This is a genomic window from Staphylococcus argensis, from assembly GCF_002902305.1.
Lineage (GTDB): Bacteria > Bacillota > Bacilli > Staphylococcales > Staphylococcaceae > Staphylococcus > Staphylococcus argensis.
On sequence record NZ_PPPX01000001.1, the window covers coordinates 493,153 to 514,587 of the forward strand.

19 protein-coding genes, 2 tRNA genes and 1 pseudogene are annotated in these 21,435 nt (G+C 37.5%); 15 read left to right on the forward strand and 7 right to left on the reverse strand.

The features are described from left to right. Positions 1-283 precede the first annotated feature (283 nt). The 4 genes from CD039_RS02510 to CD039_RS02525 all read left to right on the forward strand — a co-directional run bounded on the left by CD039_RS02510 (position 284) and on the right by CD039_RS02525 (position 6,338). A complete protein-coding gene (locus CD039_RS02510) occupies positions 284-2,245 on the forward strand; it encodes a S1C family serine protease (RefSeq protein ID WP_103370991.1) in 1,962 nt (653 codons plus the stop codon). An 18-nt stretch (positions 2,246-2,263) separates the two neighbouring features. Beyond that, positions 2,264-3,622, forward strand: a complete 1,359-nt coding sequence (locus tag CD039_RS02515) for a TrkH family potassium uptake protein (protein WP_049406746.1) — start codon at positions 2,264-2,266, stop codon at positions 3,620-3,622. 178 nt (positions 3,623-3,800) lie between these two features. Beyond that, positions 3,801-5,312, forward strand: coding sequence for a bifunctional metallophosphatase/5'-nucleotidase (locus CD039_RS02520; RefSeq protein ID WP_103370992.1), 1,512 nt, complete (start codon positions 3,801-3,803; stop codon positions 5,310-5,312). A gap of 291 nt (positions 5,313-5,603) precedes the next feature. Further along, positions 5,604-6,338 carry a halocin C8 precursor-like protein gene (locus CD039_RS02525; protein ID WP_103370993.1) on the forward strand — a complete coding sequence of 245 codons (735 nt, stop codon included), beginning with the start codon at positions 5,604-5,606 and terminating at the stop codon, positions 6,336-6,338. A gap of 327 nt (positions 6,339-6,665) precedes the next feature. On the opposite strand, the gene CD039_RS02530 is transcribed toward CD039_RS02525, so the two are convergent. From CD039_RS02530 to CD039_RS02540, 3 genes are all read right to left on the reverse strand, one after another. Then, positions 6,666-6,754: transfer RNA gene (locus CD039_RS02530), tRNA-Ser, on the reverse strand. A gap of 3 nt (positions 6,755-6,757) precedes the next feature. Then, positions 6,758-6,832, reverse strand: a tRNA-Asn gene (locus CD039_RS02535). Positions 6,833-7,064: 232 nt separating this feature from the next. Next, complete coding sequence (locus tag CD039_RS02540) at positions 7,065-7,631, reverse strand: competence protein ComK (protein WP_186303058.1); 567 nt, start codon at positions 7,629-7,631, stop codon at positions 7,065-7,067. A gap of 279 nt (positions 7,632-7,910) precedes the next feature. Between CD039_RS02540 and CD039_RS02545 the strand changes: the two genes are divergently transcribed. After that, positions 7,911-8,129 carry an IDEAL domain-containing protein gene (locus CD039_RS02545; protein WP_103370994.1) on the forward strand — a complete coding sequence of 73 codons (219 nt, stop codon included), beginning with the start codon at positions 7,911-7,913 and terminating at the stop codon, positions 8,127-8,129. 86 nt (positions 8,130-8,215) lie between these two features. Here the strand turns inward: CD039_RS02545 and CD039_RS02550 are convergent, their stop codons facing one another. Then, positions 8,216-9,205 (reverse strand): lipoate--protein ligase, encoded by a 990-nt coding sequence (locus CD039_RS02550; protein ID WP_103370995.1) that lies wholly within the window; start codon positions 9,203-9,205, stop codon positions 8,216-8,218. A 286-nt stretch (positions 9,206-9,491) separates the two neighbouring features. Here CD039_RS02550 and CD039_RS02555 point away from each other — a divergent pair, with 286 nt between their 5' ends. Continuing rightward, positions 9,492-9,677, forward strand: a complete 186-nt coding sequence (locus tag CD039_RS02555; RefSeq protein WP_002471890.1) for a YkvS family protein — start codon at positions 9,492-9,494, stop codon at positions 9,675-9,677. Positions 9,678-9,681: 4 nt separating this feature from the next. Continuing rightward, complete coding sequence (locus tag CD039_RS02560) at positions 9,682-10,284, forward strand: CPBP family glutamic-type intramembrane protease (RefSeq protein WP_103370512.1); 603 nt, start codon at positions 9,682-9,684, stop codon at positions 10,282-10,284. Between the two features lie 180 nt (positions 10,285-10,464). Here CD039_RS02560 and CD039_RS02565 read toward each other — a convergent pair whose 3' ends face one another. Then, entirely contained in the window at positions 10,465-11,604 is a 1,140-nt protein-coding gene (locus tag CD039_RS02565) for a hypothetical protein (RefSeq protein WP_103370996.1), read from the reverse strand. Between the two features lie 307 nt (positions 11,605-11,911). Here CD039_RS02565 and CD039_RS02570 point away from each other — a divergent pair, with 307 nt between their 5' ends. The 3 genes and pseudogenes from CD039_RS02570 (at position 11,912) to CD039_RS02580 (ending at position 13,558) form a co-directional block, all read left to right on the forward strand. Beyond that, positions 11,912-12,310, forward strand: a complete 399-nt coding sequence (locus tag CD039_RS02570) for a phage holin family protein (protein WP_103370997.1) — start codon at positions 11,912-11,914, stop codon at positions 12,308-12,310. Continuing rightward, positions 12,291-12,860 (forward strand): annotated as a pseudogene (locus CD039_RS02575) (peptidoglycan recognition protein family protein); the annotation flags it as partial. The gene CD039_RS02570 and the pseudogene CD039_RS02575, both read left to right, overlap by 20 nt. A gap of 110 nt (positions 12,861-12,970) precedes the next feature. After that, positions 12,971-13,558 carry a GNAT family N-acetyltransferase gene (locus tag CD039_RS02580; RefSeq protein WP_103370999.1) on the forward strand — a complete coding sequence of 196 codons (588 nt, stop codon included), beginning with the start codon at positions 12,971-12,973 and terminating at the stop codon, positions 13,556-13,558. Between the two features lie 149 nt (positions 13,559-13,707). On the opposite strand, the gene CD039_RS02585 is transcribed toward CD039_RS02580, so the two are convergent. Beyond that, positions 13,708-14,646, reverse strand: a complete 939-nt coding sequence (locus tag CD039_RS02585) for a 1,4-dihydroxy-2-naphthoate polyprenyltransferase (RefSeq protein ID WP_070502992.1) — start codon at positions 14,644-14,646, stop codon at positions 13,708-13,710. A gap of 183 nt (positions 14,647-14,829) precedes the next feature. On the opposite strand from CD039_RS02585, the gene CD039_RS02590 reads away from it, so the two are divergent. From CD039_RS02590 to CD039_RS02610, 5 genes are all read left to right on the forward strand, one after another. Further along, positions 14,830-16,182 carry an isochorismate synthase gene (locus CD039_RS02590; protein ID WP_103371000.1) on the forward strand — a complete coding sequence of 451 codons (1,353 nt, stop codon included), beginning with the start codon at positions 14,830-14,832 and terminating at the stop codon, positions 16,180-16,182. Continuing rightward, positions 16,175-17,854, forward strand: a complete 1,680-nt coding sequence (gene menD, locus CD039_RS02595) for a 2-succinyl-5-enolpyruvyl-6-hydroxy-3-cyclohexene-1-carboxylic-acid synthase (RefSeq protein ID WP_103371001.1) — start codon at positions 16,175-16,177, stop codon at positions 17,852-17,854. Before CD039_RS02590 ends, menD begins: the two co-directional genes overlap by 8 nt. Then, positions 17,841-18,638: a 2-succinyl-6-hydroxy-2,4-cyclohexadiene-1-carboxylate synthase gene (menH, locus tag CD039_RS02600; RefSeq protein ID WP_103371002.1), complete on the forward strand. Its 798-nt coding sequence runs from the start codon at positions 17,841-17,843 to the stop codon at positions 18,636-18,638. Before menD ends, menH begins: the two co-directional genes overlap by 14 nt. A gap of 1 nt (position 18,639) precedes the next feature. Further along, a complete protein-coding gene (gene menB / locus CD039_RS02605) occupies positions 18,640-19,458 on the forward strand; it encodes a 1,4-dihydroxy-2-naphthoyl-CoA synthase (RefSeq protein WP_002471904.1) in 819 nt (272 codons plus the stop codon). Between the two features lie 228 nt (positions 19,459-19,686). Continuing rightward, a complete protein-coding gene (locus tag CD039_RS02610; protein WP_103371003.1) occupies positions 19,687-20,136 on the forward strand; it encodes a MarR family winged helix-turn-helix transcriptional regulator in 450 nt (149 codons plus the stop codon). A 51-nt stretch (positions 20,137-20,187) separates the two neighbouring features. Here CD039_RS02610 and CD039_RS02615 read toward each other — a convergent pair whose 3' ends face one another. Continuing rightward, the gene (locus CD039_RS02615) at positions 20,188-21,351 is read right to left on the reverse strand and encodes an aminotransferase class I/II-fold pyridoxal phosphate-dependent enzyme (protein ID WP_103371004.1); all 1,164 of its coding nucleotides are present in this window, start codon (positions 21,349-21,351) and stop codon (positions 20,188-20,190) included. Positions 21,352-21,435: the final 84 nt, after the last annotated feature.

A 21,435-nucleotide genomic window follows, 5' to 3' on the forward strand; every position in this document is an offset into this window, starting at 1 on the left:
CTCAACGATTGGGGTGAGAAAGATAGGGAAGATTCGCGCTAGGATAAGGGATGGGGCACCAATAAGATACTTTAAGTCAACTCATAGAATAACTTCACTTCTTATCTTACTAAGAATTGATAATTCTGTTGGTTTTATCCTACAATTAAGATAAAATATTTTTCAGTTAAGATAAGCAATTGAGTTGTAGAAATGTTAATAAATTCTTCTAACTACAAAGCAATTGCCGCTCTAATATGTCATAATATAAACAAATGTTCAGATTTGAATGGAGGGGCTGTGTGTGGACAAGAATGAAAAACACGTTATTCCACGCCATAAATATAAGCGTAAACGACGTGAATTTTTCCACAATGAAGAACGAGAAGCACGTGTGAAACGAGAACAAGAAAGACAGGAAAGGGAACAACAACGAGAAGCGCAACTGGCGAAGAATAACGAGGAACGTGTGAAAGACAATATGCGTAAAGCACGCATCGAGAAGCTCACACAAGAAGAAATACAGCACCAACATGAACGCGCAGTTCAAGAAGAGGCTGAGGATTATCGTCGTCAAGTTGAACAAACCGAAGAGAATGAAGTAGATGCACAACACTCTGAGGTAAACAATTCAAATGATGACAAGGTTCCACAAGATATGGAATCTGAAACGCAACTAGGAGAAGATTCGGGTGAATCGATGCAGTTGGAATCTTCCGACGCACACCATCAAACTCAGAAACCGCACTCTTTAAATAATGATAAGCAAGAAACGAGACAACATCTAAAGGGGAGTCACAACGACGACATAGAGCAAGGTGCACGTGGCCGTGATAGTGAACAAGATGTATCTGCCTCTAAACGTCCTCAAAAGACTGTCCATCAGGATAAAACGGGAAATCACAAGAAAGTATCTGAGAAAGATCATCTTCGAGATGGACGTGAGGATAAAGCATCTAATGAGGGTTCAAACTTTTACTCAGAACAAGCACAACAGTCTAGAGTAGAGCGTTATGTTTCGGATGATGAGGAGAAACCAGCGCATCACTTGAATACAACAAGTAGAGATCAAAGTACAACATCTTCTGACAAACATGGTAAACAGCGAGACATTCTAGAAACAGTGCGCAATTTCTTAACGCAACATTGGGCAAAACTGCTCATTGCGCTAGGCGTCTTACTGTTAATCATACTCATATTTGCAATCTTTAATAACGTTAATAACAATGGTAAAGGATCCAATCATCTCTTCCAAAGCAACAACGATGACGATAAACACTACACAGAGACGATGAAAAGTGCAAATTCAGCGATTCACTCTGTAGTTACAGTTGAAAATGACACAGATAAGTCGCGCTCTTCTGCAGACAAAGAAACACAAGAATCTGGCAAAGATAACGAACTAGGTTCAGGTGTCGTCTACAAGAAAGTAGACGACGCTATTTATGTCATGACAAATGCCCATGTGGTAGGTGACAAGAAGAAACAGAAGATTACATATGGTGACAATGACTCGACTACTGGAACTGTAATAGGTACGGATAAATGGTCCGATATCGCAGTAGTGAAAGCAAATGTTAAACAACAGAGTGATGTGAAGCCGATTAAGATGGGCGACTCTAGTATTCTTGTGCTCGGCGAACCTATCATCGTAGTCGGTAATCCTCTAGGTGTGGATTTCAAAGGCAGCGTCTCTAAAGGAATTATTTCTGGACTCAATCGTCACGTACCTGTCGACATTGATAAAGATGGTGAGTACGATGAGTTGATGAATGCGATTCAAATGGATGCACCAATCAACCCGGGTAACTCAGGCGGCGCTGTAGTTGACCGTCGTGGTAAGCTCATCGGTATTGCTTCACTTAAGATTGATATGGATAAAGTTGAAGGTATGGCCTTTGCATTGCCAGTTAATGATGCGCAATCGATCGCTAAGCAGCTAGAAGATAAAGGCGAAGTCAAATATCCAAATACAGGCATTAAAGTAACGAATTTAGGCGATTTAAATGAGGGTGAACGCGCATCGCTTAATCTGCCAAATGATGTCGATAAAGGGATTGTCGTTGAAGATGTGAATGATGGTTCACTAGGAGATAAAGCTGGTTTGCGTAAAAATGACGTTATCGTGAAGTTAGATGATAAAGAAGTAGAAGATAAATTAAGATATAGACAAATTATCTTCAATCATAAAGATGATCATAAATCTTTAACAGCTAAAATATACAGAAATGGAAAGGTTAAAGATATTCAAATTAAATTGAAGTAATCTTGAGGTGAATTAAGGTTGTCCATTTTCAATCAATTATTAAAAAAATCGAGTCCTCAACAAGGTATTGTAATGTACTATCTCTTTGCGATTGTGGTCGCGTTCTTATTACTCAACCTTCCATTTGTGCATAAACCGGGTGTAGATGTTGATCCTATCGATTCATTGTTCGTAGCTGTCTCAGGAGTGAGTGTGACAGGCCTATCGCCGATTGATATCGCATCAACGTATTCTACCTTTGGTCAGATTATCATTATTATCATTCTCAACATCGGTGGAATTGGTGTAATGGCCATCGGTACACTGCTCTGGGTGGTCCTCGGTAAACATATTGGTATCCGTGAACGCCAGCTCATCATGTTAGATAACAATAAGGACAATATGAGTGGTACAGTGAAATTGATTATAGAAATCGTGAGAACGATTCTGATTATCGAACTCGTAGGTGCGTTACTACTCGCGTTCTATTTCTATCGAGACAGTCACGATTTGAATTATGCATTGATGCAGGGCGTGTTCGTTTCAGTATCAGCCACCACTAACGGAGGGCTCGATATTACTGGTAAATCCTTAATGCCGTACGCGAATGACTATTTCGTTCAAACGATTGTCATGTTTTTAATCGTCTTAGGCTCCATTGGCTTTCCGGTATTATTGGAAACGAAAGCGTATATCAAGAATCGGATTCCGAATTTCCGTTTTTCATTATTTGCTAAAATAACGACGGTCACTTATTTCGCATTATTTATCTTCGGTTTCTTGATTATCTTGTTATTAGAACACAATCATCTATTTAAAGGGATGTCCTGGCACAAGGAACTGTTCTACGCGATGTTCCAGTCATCTACTACACGTAGTGCGGGTTTACAGACTATCGACGTAAGTCAATTTGGACAAGCGACGAATCTGATTATGGGATTACTCATGTTCATCGGATCATCACCTAGTTCAGTAGGAGGGGGTATTCGTACGACAACGTTTGCGATTCTGCTCCTCTTCTTACTTAACTTTAACAATAATAACGAACGAACAGCGATTAAGGTATTTAATCGTGAAATTCACGGGCTAGATATTCAACGTTCCTTCGCCGTCTTCACGATGGCCAGCGTTCTCACATTTATAGGTGTCATTATTATGCTCGTGGTTGAGAATGGTAAGATGTCTTTCTTACAAATTTTCTTCGAAGTCATGTCAGCGTTCGGAACGTGTGGTTTATCGCTAGGCATTACGAGCAACTTAGATGACGTCTCGAAAGTGGTCATTATGATACTGATGTTTATCGGACGTGTAGGCTTGATTACCTTTATCATCATGATAGGCGGTCGTCGCGAACCAGATAAGTATCAATATCCGAAAGAACGTATTCAAATTGGTTAATTTATTGATTTAAACAGGTAAGGACAAAGTAAGTATCATTTTTGATGATTTCTTGCTTTCGTTCTTGCCTTTTTTATATATTGTAAAATGTATATAGCGAAGCGGTGAATGAAATATTTCTATTCACTCATCATGGTCACATGTTAAACTAAAGAAGATAGTTAGGAGCGAGAAAAAGATGAAAAAAAGTAAAAATATATCTATAGATGTAATAGCGACTTCTGACATGCATAGTTATTTCTTAAATGGGCCAGATGGATCGAATATTTACCGTGTAGGGACGTATGTCAATCGTGTACGTGAGAATAACCCTAACGTTATTCTGTTAGACAGTGGGGGAAGTCTAGCAGGCTCTCTAGCTGCTTATTACTACGCAATTGTAGCGCCGTATAAACGTCATCCTATGATCAAGTTGATGAATGCCATGCATTACGATGCGAGTGGAATTAGTCCAAATGAATTTAAATTTGGCTTGCCATTCTTCTCCCGTTCTATCGCTTTATCCAGATTTCCGTGGCTTTCAGCAAATATTGAATATCAACGTACGAAAGAGCCTTATTTCTCCACACCTTATACGATTAAGACGATTTCAGGTGTGAAAATAGCTATCGTTGGTTTAACGTCAGACGGATTAATGAAAAGGGAACATTTTGAAATGGAATCTGATGTGAGTATGGCCAAGACAATGCTAACGGCGAAACGTTGGATTCGCTATATCCACGAAAGCGAATCACCAGACTTTCTGATTGTGATTTATCATGGTGGTTTAAACCAATTAAGTCAGAAGCCGCGTGAGCATGATCAAGAAGTGAATGAAGCAGAGAAGATTATTCAAAATCTAGGTGTTATCGATTTATTAATTACAGGTCATCAGCATCAAACTTACATCGGTAGAGATAATGAAACACTCTACGTACAAGCGGGGCAGAATGCGGAACAACTCGTTCATGTCAATGTGAATTTTAAAAAACATACGACATCCTACGAAGTAGATTTCGTCAATTCTGAAATTGTGGATTTGAATCAGTATCCAGAAGATTTCACGCTGCTAACTACGACGTATTACGATCGCAAAGCAGTCGAACACTGGATGGATGAGATAATTAGCGAGCAGGTAGGAGATTTAACGGTGGATGGTTTAGAAGATGTTGTGACACGTCCGCATCCGTTCATTCAACTCTTGCATGACAGCATTCAAAGAGAGCATGCCTTTGACATTTCGTGCGTACATTTACCGTGTAATGGCGAACGAGGTTTGAGCGGTCAAGTGACTAACCAAGATATCTTCGAAGCTTATCCGCACCCAGATGTCCCTATTGATATTACGGTGAAAGGTGCAGATATTAAACAAATCCTTGAATACAGTTATGGACATTTAGAGTTTAATGACGGAGAGCTCAGCTTAACGATTATCGATGAAACATTATGCACATTCTGGCAAGGAGTAGAGTATGATGTCGATATGACTCAACCACCTAATCATCGAGTTACACTGCACAATATTGATTTAGATCATATGTATCGCGTAGTCATGACAGATTATTGCTACCGTAACTATCAGCAAATTCTCGATACAGCGATTATTCACCATACTGATAAAAATACGATGGGTGAGCGAATTGCTCAACAGTTACAAGAGGATGAATATGAATTAAAGCACAAGCAGACGTTTAAAGTGAAATTGAAGTAGTAACGTTTGTTTGTGGCTGAAATTTAGTTCTGTAATACGAATATTTGAGAGTGGGAGGACGTATAAAATGTGGATGCGTTCTCCCTTTTTTTGTAAAGAATTGAGATTATTTATCTCGTTTACAATCAATAATGAAGTGTTATGAAAGTTGAATCTAATATAGAAATGCTCAATATAAATATTCTTTTGCTAAACAATTAGGAATTAATAATCAACACTTAGGGAATATTTAACTAGAAAACAAAAGTAATGATATTATAAAATTATAAAGTAAAAAGGATAGAATTTTTTATGAAAAAGTCATTTTTATTGTTATTATCATTTTTTGTAATTTTAAGTTTATGCATCCCGCTTAATCATGAGAGTGCAAATGCCTCTACTAATGAAGTAAATAAACCTGAAAGTAATGTTGATAGTAAGACTAAACAACGTATAATCGAAAAAATCAAAAAATCAGATGTATATCAAAAACATGCAAATTCTACATCAATTAATTCAATAAAAGATAATAATATCATTGTTCATTTGGATAAAGGTAAGAATACAAACGTATATTCAGTTAATTATGTGTTTGGAAAGAAATTAGCTAAACAAAATAAAAATTTAGCAATGATAGAGTTAAAGTATAATGAGGCAAATAAAAAGGTTTTCTATGATCATATGATGTATTCTAAATTTGTCAAACATGATAATAAGAAGTTTATTAATATGAAAGGTGTTTTAAATGACAAACCCTATTACGAGTTTAATATAGATAAAAATGGACAATATTATGATGAAAATTTTAAAACTACTACTAAAAACAAAATTGAAGAAGATTCTTACAAGAACTTACCACCTAAAGAACGTAGCTGGTGTGAATGGGCAGTAGGAGCTTTATGTGGTACTGGTGGAGCCGGTGGATGTTGGGCTGCTGCTGCAGCTTTAGGTATAACAACTGGTTGGGGTGGTTTCTCATTAGCAACAATTTGTGGTCTTATAACTTCACTAGGTTGTACAGGAGCAACTAACTATATTTGTAAATAAAGAAAAGGTGATAGAATGACAACATTTGTAATAATTTTTCTATTTGTGTATTCTATAGTAATCACACTGATGTATTTTAATAAAAAGAAATAGAAAGTAAAAATTTATAAACTAATCATAATATAGTTTCATAATTTTAAAGAAAACCTCAGTAAGAGTACTAAATACTTGCTGAGGTTTTAGAGTTTTAATTGGAACGGGCAATATAAAAATTAAAGGCTAGTGATTTTTTTATCGCTAACCGTTAAAAGTGTACAATCAATATAAAATAAAAGCTCGTTATATCAACGTTTCGATTTACGAGATATAACGAGCAATAAGTATTAACGGAAACGGAGGGATTCGAACCCTCGCGCCGCTCTCGCGACCTACACCCTTAGCAGGGGCGCCTCTTCAGCCAACTTGAGTACGTTTCCATATGGCTCCACAGGTAGGATTCGAACCTACGACCGATCGGTTAACAGCCGATAGCTCTACCACTGAGCTACTGTGGATTAATGTGATTTCTATCAAGCACAAGTATTATTATAGCAAGTACACAGATTTTTTCAAGAGGTTGAACCCAAAAAATAAAAGAATATTTACACTCTGTATAGATATAGTTAAAATTTATTTAATAACTTTAATGACAAAATACTGCATAAAATGACTGATTTTTAATATAGATACTCCCGACCACTTCGGGAAGACGACCGGGAGTATTGTAATTCAGAGAATAGTTAGAAACTACTCTTTATGTTGAAATAGTTTCGCGTATTTAATAAGCACTTCGTAAATGTTCAGTTCCTTTTTAGCATAGTCAATAGGATTATTAGGATCACTAGTAAATACTTTGACTGCGCGCTCCATTAAAAAATTATATAAAATAGCATTTTTGTATTGGTGATCCAAGCTATGTTTTGAAACATTAATGGTTAAGGTTTGATTATCAACGAAAAAGATTTTACATCTTTTATCTTTGAGTTCTTTAATCTTATCAACATAATGGATATTTATCCAAGCGTTCTCTGATTTACGGTCTGAATGCGTAGGGAAAAAATAAGTTGGAAATAGCGGCGTTAATAAAATGGGTGGCTTACTTGTAATTCCGGTTATACGGGTTGCTTCATTCTTTTTATGTAAGTAGGGGGCACCGTAGAACCTACACGAGGCCTCTAACACTTTCTGAGGCTTTCTCGGTATAATAAGTGATGGTGAATCAACTTTCAGGATTTTGGTGCTTGCATGCATTCCTCTACCATTGCTAACAGGGTAAAGTGCCATGTCTTCTTGCTGAATAATATCAAGTTTCATAATGATGAAACCTCCTTTAAGTAATTGCACATTTACTTCTAAATTAATATGAATCTGTAAGATAATCATATACTAACCCAATCGAAAAATAAACTCATAATATAACTCGATTTTACGGTTTTCCACAACTTAAAAAATGACCGCAAACGCTCGTAATTACTTAAAAACTGAAGGTTGCCAAAGGGTAAAATTCTACTAATAAATATCTGAAAATTCATTGATTTCAAATATCAAAGTATGTATAATACTAACAAATAGAAATAAAGGAGTTGCATTCACATGCAGAACAAAGCAAATTTGAAGTATGAAACACTTGAAGCTTTTATCAACACGATCAACGATTTGGGAATTGAGCTTATCATCGATCAAGCGCTACGTCATGTGCGTAAGCAAGAGCTTGAGAATTTAATCGATGAAGCACTCAAGAATAAAAATGAAGAAGAATTTAAGCGCTATACTAAAGAATACAATGAATTGGAGGCATGTCTCGTTGGATAACTCAAGTCATTCTTCCTCGATGAACAAAAGGACGCTGTGTTAAAGTTTAGAATCACTAATTTAACACGACGTCCTTTAATCATTCTTTATGACATTAAGCGAATGAGTTCATCTCTGTTAATATCTCCGAAATAGTGGTAAATACTATAATGTGAAAGTGCCTCTTTAATACTGTTGAAATCGTGTAATGTACCGACGAGCGCCTCTTCAATCTCACTTACGTCTCCTTCACCGAAGAAGTCCCCAAATATTTTCGCATTTTCAATACGACCTCTGCGTACATCGAGTTTCACTTGTACGAAGCCTTTATCAAATTTCTCTTTTCTTTCGAAATTATATTTCGGATTACGACCATAATTCCATTCCCAAGTACGATATTTTTCATTACTTAATTGGTCTATATTTTTCCAATCTTCATCTGTAAGGTGATATTCTTCAACATGGTCTGCTTCACCGAATATTGTTTTTAAAATAATGCTTTTGAATTCTTCAATAGAAATCGGTTCATCTAGAAATTCCACAATATTTGCGACACGACTTCTTACTGATTTAATCCCTTTAGATTTAATTTTGGCCGGATTAACTTTTAAAGCATTCTGAACCTCACTCAACTCACTATTGAGCATAAGTGTGCCGTGACTAAACATACGAGATTTAACCTTTACCATAGCGTTTCCAGAAATCTTCGCATTACCCACTTGAATATCGTTACGACCAGTCATTTCAGCTTCGACACCTAAGGACTGTAAAGCTTGAACGATCGGCTCGGTAAATTTCTTGAAGTTATGGAAACTATTACCGTCGTCATCTGTAATAAAGCTGAAGTTCAAATTACCTGTGTCGTGATATACTGCACCACCGCCTGAAATACGACGAACGACATCGATACCGTGTTCAGTCACATAATCTTTATTAATCTCTTCATGTGTATTTTGGTTCTTGCCTATGATGATTGAAGGTCTATTGACATAGAATAGGAAGTAGCTATCGTCATTCGGCATATGTTTAAGTACATATTCTTCCATTGCTAGATTTAAAGTTGGATCTGTGATGTTGTTATTACTAATAAATTTCATCGTGCATTCACTCCTATACCCTAGTGGTAATATTGTTCATCAATGAGATGTCATCATAGTTGACGCTACTATTCCCCTCACTTTATTTATGCCTTAAATTGAGGTAAAAAGCTACTCTTTTACTCATCTTGAAGGCTTGAAATGCGACGATACTGTGACAATCTTGAAAGCTTTGATAAAGCGGATAATTTCCTCTTCATTCCTTCTAGAGTTAATGGTTATCTGTTTATTTGTCGCGGTTTTTTTAGTACAATACTATCTAGTTAACATTCTAGGAGGTCTTAAGATGACTGTCGCAGAAGTAGGAAATATTGTAGAATTTTATGATGGTTTAAAAGGACGTGTAGAGAAAATTAATGATAATTCTGTAATTGTAGATTTGACAATTATGGATAACTTTGAAGAGCTTGATTTACCTGAAAAAACAGTTATCAATCACAAACGTTATAAAATTATAGATCAAGAAGGATAAGAATATGGGAAAAGTTTCAAAAGCACTATTGTGGTTTATCCTTAGTTTTATAGTTTTTCATATCATTCTTTATATCATGTGGGGAGAAAGACAAGAATACTGGTACCTCTATACAGGTATTATGCTGATTGCAGGGATCAGTTACGTCTTCTATCAAAGAGATATAGAGTCGAAACGATTGCTTACATCAATAGGGTGGGGCATTGTTACAGCTATTGTACTGATTATCCTACAGTTGATATTTGCAGCAATCACTTCTGATATTAAATACGCTTCATTGATTAAGATGCTTTCTAGAACGGGCGTTTATTTCAAATGGCAAATGCTAGTGACACTATTATTAGTGATTCCTTGTCATGAATTGTATATGAGAACCGTTTTACAGAAGTGCATCCTGCAGTTGAAGGTACCTAAATGGATAAGTATCGTTATTACTGCTTTAGCTTCAGCTTCACTGTTCTTCTACTTAGATAATAAAGCATTGTTATTATTTATCTTTGTAGCACAATTAATATTATCAGCAAGTTATCTATATACAAGACGGATTGCGACAACCATCGTAGCGCAAATTGTGGCGATTGTCGTATTACTGATTTTTAATGCTTGATTCATTGATAGGTGAGTACATAACTGTTTTGTTTTAGGTTTATTAAAATAAATGACAGTTCTGATTTTATTTAATGACAAACGATATATTTTTAACACCTCCACCATGTTTGGTTCTTAACTTTCAATAGCAGGTTGCCAAATTATGGTGGAGGTCTTTTAAAACATTTTTTAAACCAAATTAGATAAAGAGCAATATGATTGATACTACAATGCTAATGATAGTGAATAATAAACCGAGCTTAACGAGTAAGCGATTCTCTCTTTGCTCTAGTGTTTTTAACAAATTATCAATTTTTGTATTCAACTCTTCACGAAGTGAGTCAAAATCAGCTTTCATCTCTTTTTTGAAGTCATTCATTTCTTCACGAAGCGAGTCGAAGTCAGCTTTCATCTGTTTTTTGAAATCATTCATTTCTTCACGAAGCGAGTCGAAATCAGCTTTCATCTCTTTTTTGAAATCGTTCATTTCTTCACGAAGCGAATCGAAATCAGCCTTCATTTCTTTTCTGAAATCTTTCATATCTTCTCGAAGTAAATTGAATTCATCCTTCATCTCACTTTTGAATTGAGTCATTTCATTTTTATGCGCTTCGAAATCATTTTTCATTTCGTTTCTGAAATAATTAAAATCATCTTTCATTTCATTGCGAGTTTGTTCGAATTTCTTCTCCATATCATTTTTGAAACGATCATATTCTTCTTTTCTTTCATTGTTGAAGTGAGTGAATTGTTCTTCCATATAGCTTTTAAAGGACGCGAAATCAGATTTGTTCTCCTTTTTAAACTGAGCATACTCAGCCTTCATTTCTTGCTTAAATTCGGAGTATTTGTTTTCCATTCCATCTTTAAACTTATCGAAATTTAAGTTTAACTCAGATTTAAATGCTTTATTGTCCTCTTTCGTATCTTTAACGAAATCCTTATACTCTTGCTTTAACTCGCGTCTCAGTTTATCATTCGCTTCCGTTTGTAATTCGTAAAAGTGCTGATTGTCTTGTCTCATGACAGTCATTTCTGATTGGACATGCTCTAATGCGTGTTGTTGATTCTCTTGTAATTGGTTGAGCGTCTTCTTAGTAAAGTCTTCATACGCTTGTAAATGCTGAAGCGATTGTTGATGCGTTGAAATATTGCTTTCAAGAGCTGCGTGCTTCCTATCCAATTTCTGCTTATGTTTATAGAATTCTGCTTTAGTTAAGTAATTTGTCATGTTCTCATCTCCTAGATGTCTTTGGTAGTGGTAGGCGAGCGGTGCTTGAGGTTGCTTTAACATGAGTTTGAGTTCAGAAGGTTGGTATAAATGCGAACGAGAGCTCATTGATGTCTCCTTTATCTTAGGTTGTCGTATGGTAACAGTTACAAATGAGGGTTGAATATAAGGAGAAGACGACGAACGCGCCTTTGTTTTCATTGTTAAAGTTATTATATAGCAAAACACCTCTCCACTCAATTGAAAATATAACATTAGAATAATATTCTAATTAATTCTACTCATCAGCGAGAAAAGCTTAAATTTTACTACTCCAATTTAAACTCCAAGTCTTCGATTCTAATTGTTTTAACCTCCAATACCTTTATTTTCGATATTTAGTTTGAATCAATGTTGAAAGGAGGTTGAAATCACGATGGACTATTTAACGCTATCTACTGTACATGGCGCTTCTCTCTTCTACTCAGGCAATTGGCTGCTGATTAACGCGTTGATATTACTCATGATTACAGATGTGATTACGGGTTTATTGAAAGCTTTTTGTAAAGGTCAATTGTGGAGTAAAAGTGCACTGAATGGTTATATGCGAAAGATCGGTTATTTATGTGTCATCCTAGCAGGCAACCTTATAGATGTAATCTTTCAAATGCATGGGATGTTTATTAATAGTTTTGTTCTATTTTACATCGTAGGTGAGTTAACGAGTGTACTAGAGAATGCTATAGCTATGGGCATCCCGGTTCCTAAACAATTGAGCGACAAATTAATGATGTACAACAAAGGAGACGTGAAACATGACGAAGATACTCATTGATTACTGGAATAATGTTCCTGTTTATCGACAACTGTTACCTCTAGGAACACGGCGATGTGGAGCCAGATTAACTACGGGTAGACCGATATTTGCAGTCTTTCACGATACGGGCAATATAGACAGTACAGCTCAGAATAATGTTGATTACTACACGCGTACGTACAATATACCTTGGGAAAGGACCTCTTCAGCGCATATATTTGTGGACGATGTAGAAGCTATCGTCTGTATACCTATAGACGAGAAAGCTTGGCATGTGATGTATAACACGGTGACGGATAATTTATGGTATGGCATCGATGCGAATGATGGCGCGTTTGGTCTAGAAGCGTGCTATTTCTCTGATCGACAACGCTCTTTAAAATCGTTGGACAATGCTTGTCGTGTCATGGCAGCGTTGTGTCAGTCGTGGGGAATCAATCACTGGAACCAAATGCCAGGACATCAAGAGATACAGAGTGACAAACGAGATCCGGGTAATCTCTTAGCAGCGTGTGGTTATGCACGTGAGGATATGGCTCGCATTGATCAACTCGTAGCACGTTATATGTAATTGAAACTTCTGCATAGGACATCATCCTAGGTATATAATTATGTTTATTTAGTAAAATATTATATAATATAAAAGACTAACAAATAACAATTTAGGAGTTTGAAATTATGATTAGAAAAGCGCAACCTGAAGATACTGAACAGCTCGCACGTTTAAGTTATATCATTTGGGAAGGGCTTGAAACAGATTTAGTTCGTCATATCGAGCGTACACGTTTATTAGATGTGATTGAACGTAGTATGACAGATGTGAAATATCGAGGTCACATTGATAATATATGGGTTTATTTAATTGAAGGCCAAGTAGCTGGATGTTTGATTGCTTATCCGGGTAAAGATGAGATGGAACTTGAGAAAGCGTGGTTAGAGTTAGATCTAGACGCGGACATTCGATCATATGGTTTGCCGATGCCGACGAAAGAAGCGAAAGACGATGAGTGGTATATCGAAACTGTAGCTACGTTTCCTGAATATCGAGGACGCGGTGTTGCCACAGCGTTGTTTAGACATGTGATAGGTCAGCATCCTGATTATCAATGGAGTTTGAACTGCGATGTGGATAATACAGGAGCGTTGAGCTTGTATCACAAACTTGGTTTCGAATCAGCAGGTACGATCGATCTTTATGGTCACGAACATTACCACATGGTGTTATCTGATGTAGCACGCGAACGTTATCGCTCTAATCATTCGTAAAAGGTAAGACGTAAAACGTAACTTTTAGCAAGAACGATACAACATAAGACTCAACATCATAAGATGACATAAGAATAGCCCCAACAAAGCGCGTTGAATACTTTGTTGGGGCTCCATATTGGATCCTTTTATAAGGGAGATCTTATCTCTTAAATAACGCCAGCAAGACCACTAAGATAAATACCTAGCGCGTAAAGGATACCAAAGATTGTATTCGTTTTTCCTGTAGCTGCCATTGCAGGCATCATAGTTTGTGGTGTATCATTCTTCTTGAAACGTCGAACTGCTTTAATTGGCATATTAAATGATAACAGTACGAGTAAATAGAATAGTGATGCACCTGGATGGAAGATGATGAGTCCGATTACAAATAAATATGCGACAATATATAAGAGACCCATTAAGCGTACGGAATTATTTTTACCTAATAAGATAGGTAACGTCTTACGGCCGCTTTCTTTGTCTTTCACACGGTCACGAATATTGTTCGCCATATTGATCAAACCAATCGTAATCACTATTGGAATACTAATCCAGAACGCATACCATTGTAAGTTGCCTGTTTGGATAAAGAAAGCGATGAGTATAATCACCATGCCCATAAACACGCCAGAGAATAACTCGCCAAACGGAGTCCATGAAATCGGCATTGGACCGCCCGTGTACAGGTAACCTACAGCCATACATACTAAACCAACTGGTAGAATCCAGAATGAGCTTGCTACAGCGAGGAAGATGCCTAGTAGTGCCGCGATGATATAGAATGCAATAGCGAGATTGAGCACGAGTTTAGGGCTCATCCCATTGCGTACAATTGCACCACCAATCCCTACGGAAGTATGGTCATCTAGGCCTTTCTTGAAATCATAATACTCATTAAACATATTGGTAGCAGCTTGTATTAAGAGACAAGCGATGAGCATCGCTAAGAAGAGACTGAACTTCAGATGGTCTTCGCTACCTGTCATAAAGAGTTTAGCCGTTGCGGTTCCAACTAATACCGGAACGATGGCTGCTGTAAGTGTATGGGGTCTCATTAATTGCCAATACTTTCGGACAGTAGAATATTGTTGATATTGAGAAGCCATTCATATCATACCTCTTATTCGTATATTAATTTTTATGAATCAAATTAATTTTAATAGAAGTTGTAAAAGAGGTCAAATGGCGAATTATTGTTTGTATTGATTTAAGCAATAATAAATACACAGTTTCTGAAAGATGGTACAATATTATAATGAATAAATTTTGTATTGAAAGAAGTGACATGCATGACTATTGAGGTCAGGGAAGATGAAATCATAGAACGTGTTTATAAAAGTAATCATGATTTCGTTTCTGTAGAAGCGAAGATTGACCGCGAATTAAATCTTGTAGAACTCTTTCAACTGACTGAAGATGAAGCGGGCAATCGGTTCTACTTTAAAAAGAATAATAATCAAATGTCTTTTTTTGGTTTTAACGCACTTAAAAGATATAAAAATGACTTTGAAAATAAACAATCCATCTTCCGTGAATGGGAAAAAGACAAAGAGCGAATCGATTGCATTCATCCTCATTCTGCTAAACATCACTTAAAAATATGTGGAGGCTTTCAATTCTCAGCACATAAGTCAGGAGATGAATGGCGCCAATTTGGCATCAATCATTTTATCTTACCTGAAATATTGAGCACGATGGAAGACGGTGTCACATATGTCACGTATACAGTTCCACGGGAAGAATTTGATATAGAGCGTTTCAAAGCCATCGTTCAACATCTGACAGAACGTCCTGAATCCTCAATCGAACCACCGAAAGATATCACACGCATAGAAGATATATTCAAGGATGAATGGCGTGATCTCGTTGCACAAACAGTAGAGGAACTTGATGAAACGAAGAAGATTGTGCTCGCACGTAGAAGGTTGATTCAATTTGAACAGCCGATTTCAGTGCCGTACTTATTACAACGCGCATTAACTGGGGAACAGAATAGTTATCTCTTTGTGCTTGAGTCTGAAGAGAGCATCTTCTTCTCTCAAACACCAGAGCAACTCATCGAAGTTGAAGATAACGTGCTTTCTACTAAAGCGGTGGCTGGAACGATACGTCGTACACATGACGAACAACTTGATGAGAAGAACATTCAGGCCTTTTTAAATGATCCGAAGAACTTGAATGAGCATCAATTTGTAGTGGATAGTATTCTGCAAGATATTGAGGATTACGTGACAGAAGTGGATTACAATCGTAAGCCTGAAATATTAACGAACGATCATCTCTATCATCTCTATACACAAATTAAGGCGTCACTGAAAGAGAATGCCTATATTAAATTATTAGATAGATTGCATCCTACGCCTGCATTGGGCGGTTATCCTAAGGAAGAAGCTGTTAACTATATTGAACGTTATGAATTTGGAACACGTGGACTTTATGGCGCTCCAGTAGGTTATATCGATATGGATGATGACTGTGAGTTTATCGTTGCGATAAGATCAATGTTACTTAAACAGTACCAAGCAATTCTATTTGCCGGTTGTGGAATTGTTTGTAATTCTGATCCAGATGCAGAAGTAGCTGAGACTTCAGTGAAATTTAAACCGATGATGAAAGCATTAGGAGTAGAAGTTAATGACTAAACACAAGGAAGCTTTAACGAAACAAGTATACCAGCTCGCCTCTGAACTTTATGCTTATGGTATTCATGAGGTGGTTATCAGTCCAGGATCTCGTTCTACACCATTAGCGATTGCCTTTGCAGCGCATCCGGATATAAAGATTTGGGTGCATCCTGATGAGCGCAGTGCGGCATTCTTCGCTTTAGGCTTGATGAAAGGGAGCGAACGACCCGTTGCTATTCTGTGTACTTCAGGTACAGCTGCAGCAAACTATACGCCTGCAATAGCAGAGTCTCAGATTAGTCGACTACCCCTTGTAGTGTTGACGAGTGACCGTCCTCATGAGTTGAGAGGTATTGGCGCGCCTCAAGCGATTAATCAGGGACGTATGTTTGAGAATTATGTCCATTATCAATTTGACTTTCCTATTGCTGATGGGCATTATCCTGAAGCGATGGCGCAAACGATTCAATTTCAATTGCAGAAAGCAAGTCAGCATTTATATGGTCCTCATCGTGGCCCTATACATTTTAACTTGCCATTCAGAGAGCCGTTAACGCCGGATTTAAGTAACTTAGACTTGCTTACTTCAGAGACCTATGCGATTCCGCATTATCAAAAAACAGCTTCGATGGATCATATTCAATCCAGCTTAGACAAGGACAAAGGTTTGATTGTGGTAGGAGATATGCAACATCAAGATGTGTCACAAATACTCAAGTTTGCCACGATACATGATTTACCCATCCTCGCTGATCCATTGAGCCAGCTACGTCAAAGTCAACATCCTAATGTTATTACGACTTATGACTTGCTATTCAGAGCAGGTTTACAAGTAGAGCCAGACTTTATTATTCGAGTGGGCAAACCCGTCGTCTCTAAAGTGATTAATCAATGGCTCGGACGTACTGAAGCATATCAAATTCTAGTACAGAATAATGATCAACCTGATGCTTATCCAGTTGCACCGCATATTTCTTATGAGATGTCGGCGAATGACTTCTTCAGACAAATCATGGAGCTCGAGCCTACGAAGCGTCATAACTGGTTAAGTCACTGGCAGTCATTAGAGAAACGTGCAAGAGTCGAGCTTCAAGATTATATTGAACACGCTTCCGACGAATCAGCTTATGTCGCTCGTCTTTTAGAGAAACTCACTGCTGAAGATACGTTGTTTGTGAGTAATAGTATGCCGATTCGTGACGTTGACAACTTAGCTACAGATTGTGCAGCGATGATTTATGCGAATAGAGGCGCAAATGGTATTGACGGCGTTGTTTCTACTGCACTAGGTATGGCAGTACATAGAAAGACGACGCTCCTGATTGGCGACCTTGCGTTCTATCATGATATGAACGGTTTATTGATGGCTAAAATGCATGATATTCATCTTAATATCGTTATCTTGAATAACGATGGTGGAGGTATCTTCTCTTACTTGCCACAGAAACAATCTGCAAGTGATTATTTCGAACAGCTCTTTGGTACACCAACAGGTTTAGACTTCGAGCATACTGCCTTACTTTATAACTTTACATTTGAGCGCTATGATGATTTACAATCATTTAAAGAAATGCAGTTGTCTGAGTTTGGTGGTCATATCTACGAAGTGATGACCGAACGTGATGATAACCATCAACAACACCAAAATCTCTATCAGAAATTGAGTGATATGATTGATGTTGAATTATAATTTTTATCCAGCAGAGCAACAGTCTGAGCAACTACTTATTATGTTGCATGGGTTTATTAGCGATCAACGAACTTACCATCCACATTTAGATGCTTTGCGACAGCAGACGAACGTCTTACTCATTGACTTGCCAGGTCATGGGGAAGATCAGTCGAGTGAAGCAGAAACATGGGATTTTCCATTTATTTGTAATGCATTGGATGACGTGTTGAAACAATTTGATGACTATCAACTCTATTTACAGGGTTACTCTATGGGTGGTCGTGTCGCACTTTATTATGCAATATATGGTACAATGAAACTTAGCGGTTTAATACTTGAAAGCACTTTACCAGGCATAGAAGATGACGAACATAGAATTGAACGTCAGCGTGTAGATGACGCACGTGCGAAGGTATTAAATCTTGCTGGGATTGAAGTGTTTGTCAACGATTGGGAGAAACTCCCTCTTTTTCAAACGCAAAAGCAACTCCCTAAAGAAATGCAACGCGGGGTTAGAGATTTAAGACTCTCACAAACACCGAGTCGTCTTGCAAAAGCACTACGCGACTACGGCACAGGATATATGCCTAACCTCTGGCCTATGGTAGACCAGATTACTACGCCTACTTGCATTATCGTAGGGGAATTAGATCATAAATTCTGTCGAATTGCAGAACGTTTGCAGCCTGCTCTTGCTAACGCAACCATGCATATAGTGGAAGAAGCGGGCCATACAATCAACGTGGAAAATATAACGGAATTTGATAATATAGTATTAAGATTTATGAATGAGGAGGACTAACATGTCTAGACAGTGGGAAACGCTCAAAGAATATAGTGAGATTAAATATGAATTCTATGAAGGTATTGCGAAGATTACGATTAACCGTCCTGAAGTACGTAACGCTTTCACACCTGATACAGTGCAACAAATGATTGATGCATTTAGTCGCGCTCGTGATGATGAACGTATTTCTGTCATCATCTTAACAGGTGAAGGCGACAAAGCGTTCTGTTCTGGCGGAGATCAGAAGAAACGTGGACACGGTGGTTATGTAGGCGACGATCAAATCCCTCGTCTTAACGTACTCGATTTACAACGTCTCATCCGTGTTATTCCGAAACCTGTAATTGCGATGGTTCGCGGTTACGCTATCGGCGGCGGTAACGTCTTAAACGTAGTGTGTGACTTAACGATTGCTGCAGACAATGCTATCTTCGGACAAACAGGTCCTAAAGTGGGTTCATTTGATGCAGGTTATGGTTCAGGTTACCTTGCACGTATCGTAGGTCATAAGAAAGCGCGTGAAATTTGGTACTTATGCCGTCAATACAATGCGCAAGAAGCATTAGATATGGGCTTAGTTAACACTGTCGTTCCGCTTGATGAAGTGGAAGATGAAACTGTAAAATGGTGTCAACAAATCATGCAACATTCACCTACTGCACTTCGTTTCTTAAAAGCAGCGATGAATGCAGATACAGATGGTTTAGCAGGTTTACAACAGATGGCCGGAGATGCTACATTATTATACTACACAACTGATGAAGCGAAAGAAGGACGCGACGCTTTCAAAGAGAAACGTCAACCAGACTTTGATCAGTTCCCTAAATTCCCTTAATTCAAAGAATCAAGATAATGATGAAGACAGCGGTTGAGTGTAAGACACATTCAATCGCTTTATTTTTATAACTCTATACATGGATGTATTGTATTTATTGCTAACTGTTATATATACGATAAGTATAAAAATATTAACACATTAGATATAAAATCTTATCATCTGATAATTAATGTTTGACAGATATTAATATTTAGAATATATTATAGTTGATGAGGTGAGTGTATTATGACTAAAGAATACGGTGATGAACTAAGAAAAGAACTTTGTTTCTTATTTTACGTAACAAACAAAGAAATAGTGAATCAATTTAATCAGTATTTGAAAAGATATGACATTAGTTTTCCGAATTACATTGTGTTACTGTATATCGACACGGATCGTCCGATATATATCAAGACACTTTGTGAAGAGCTCTATTTAGACTCTGGTACGATTAGTCCGATTATTAAGCGTCTTGAGAAGAAAGGTCTTATTAATCGAATTCGTACGCTTGAAGATGAACGTCGTGTGAAGATTGAACTTACACAAGACGGCATCGACCTTAGGAAACAATTCAGTAAGATTTCCGAAGATGTCATTCAACAATTTGACATGCCAGAAGAAGACACTGTGACTTATTACAACTTACTACGTAAATTTACTGATCGAAACATCATTGAAAAATACAAGAAATAGCACAAAAGCGATTGTTGGAAATTGTTAACCAACAATCGCTTTTTTCACATTTTATGAACGATAGTGTTTGTCTAAAAATCTTTCAAGACGGTCCATGCCTTCTTCGAGCTGTGACAATGGGTAAGCGTAAGAGATTCGGACATGGCCTTGTCCATAATCAGTAAATGCGGAACCTGGCACCATCGCTACATGCGTTTCTTCAAGAACGTCCACACAGAAGTTAAAGTCATCATCAGTGAAACGTGTAATATTAGGGAAGATGTAGAAAGCGCCTTCAGGTGTCGCATCTAAGTCGAAACCGAGTTCTGTGAGACGACGTACTAAATAATCGCGTCTTTCGATATAAGCTTCGTTCATATATTGCGGAGCCTCTAAACCTTCTTGTAAAGCAGCCTTACAAGCCATTTGAGCGGGCACATTCGCGCAAATACAATTATACGCATGCATGAATGTGAGTTTCTCAATCAAGTATTCAGGACCCATCAGAAAGCCCATACGGATGCCTGTGGCAGAATGAGATTTACTCAACCCACTAATGAGCAGAAGTTGGTCTCGTAACTCTGTAAACTGCCCGAAAGATGTATGGTGACCTTTAAAAGTGTTCTCGGCGTATATTTCATCGCTGAGGACGAAGATTTCATATTGCTTTAAAGTCTCCACGAGCGCTGCTACTTCATCATAGCTGAGCGTGACACCTGTAGGATTAGTAGGGTAGTTTAAAAGTATTGCACGCGTCTTGTCAGTAACATGAGACTTGATCGCTTCAGGCGTTACCTTATAATCCGTTTGAGTTGTATCGATATAAACTGGTGTACCTCCTAAAGTCTTCACGAGAGGAATGTAGCCTGCATATACAGGGCCAGGAATAATAATTTCATCGCCCTCATCAATGATGCTGCGAAGTGCTGTATCGAGCGCCTCACTCGCGCCATTTGTAATAATAATTTCTTCTGGATCGTAATCTACTGCAAAGCGTTGTTTAAAGTACGCACTAATCGCTTCACGTGTGTCGAGGAGCCCTTTATTGTGTGAGTAACTCGTATGATCCTCTTCAATAGCTTGAATATATGCTTTTTTCACTACATCTGGCATAGGAAAGTCAGGCTGACCAATAGTAAGATTGACACAATCCGTCATGCCTTTCATGCGATTGGAAAATTGTCGAATACTTGGTGCTTGTAAGTATTTAGAATGTTGGTTTAACACTAATTTCATATTTTCACCTCAAAAAACCGAATTGCTCACTCTATCATGTCGAAAGAATTAAATTAAGTCTATTCTAACATAAATCAAGAGATT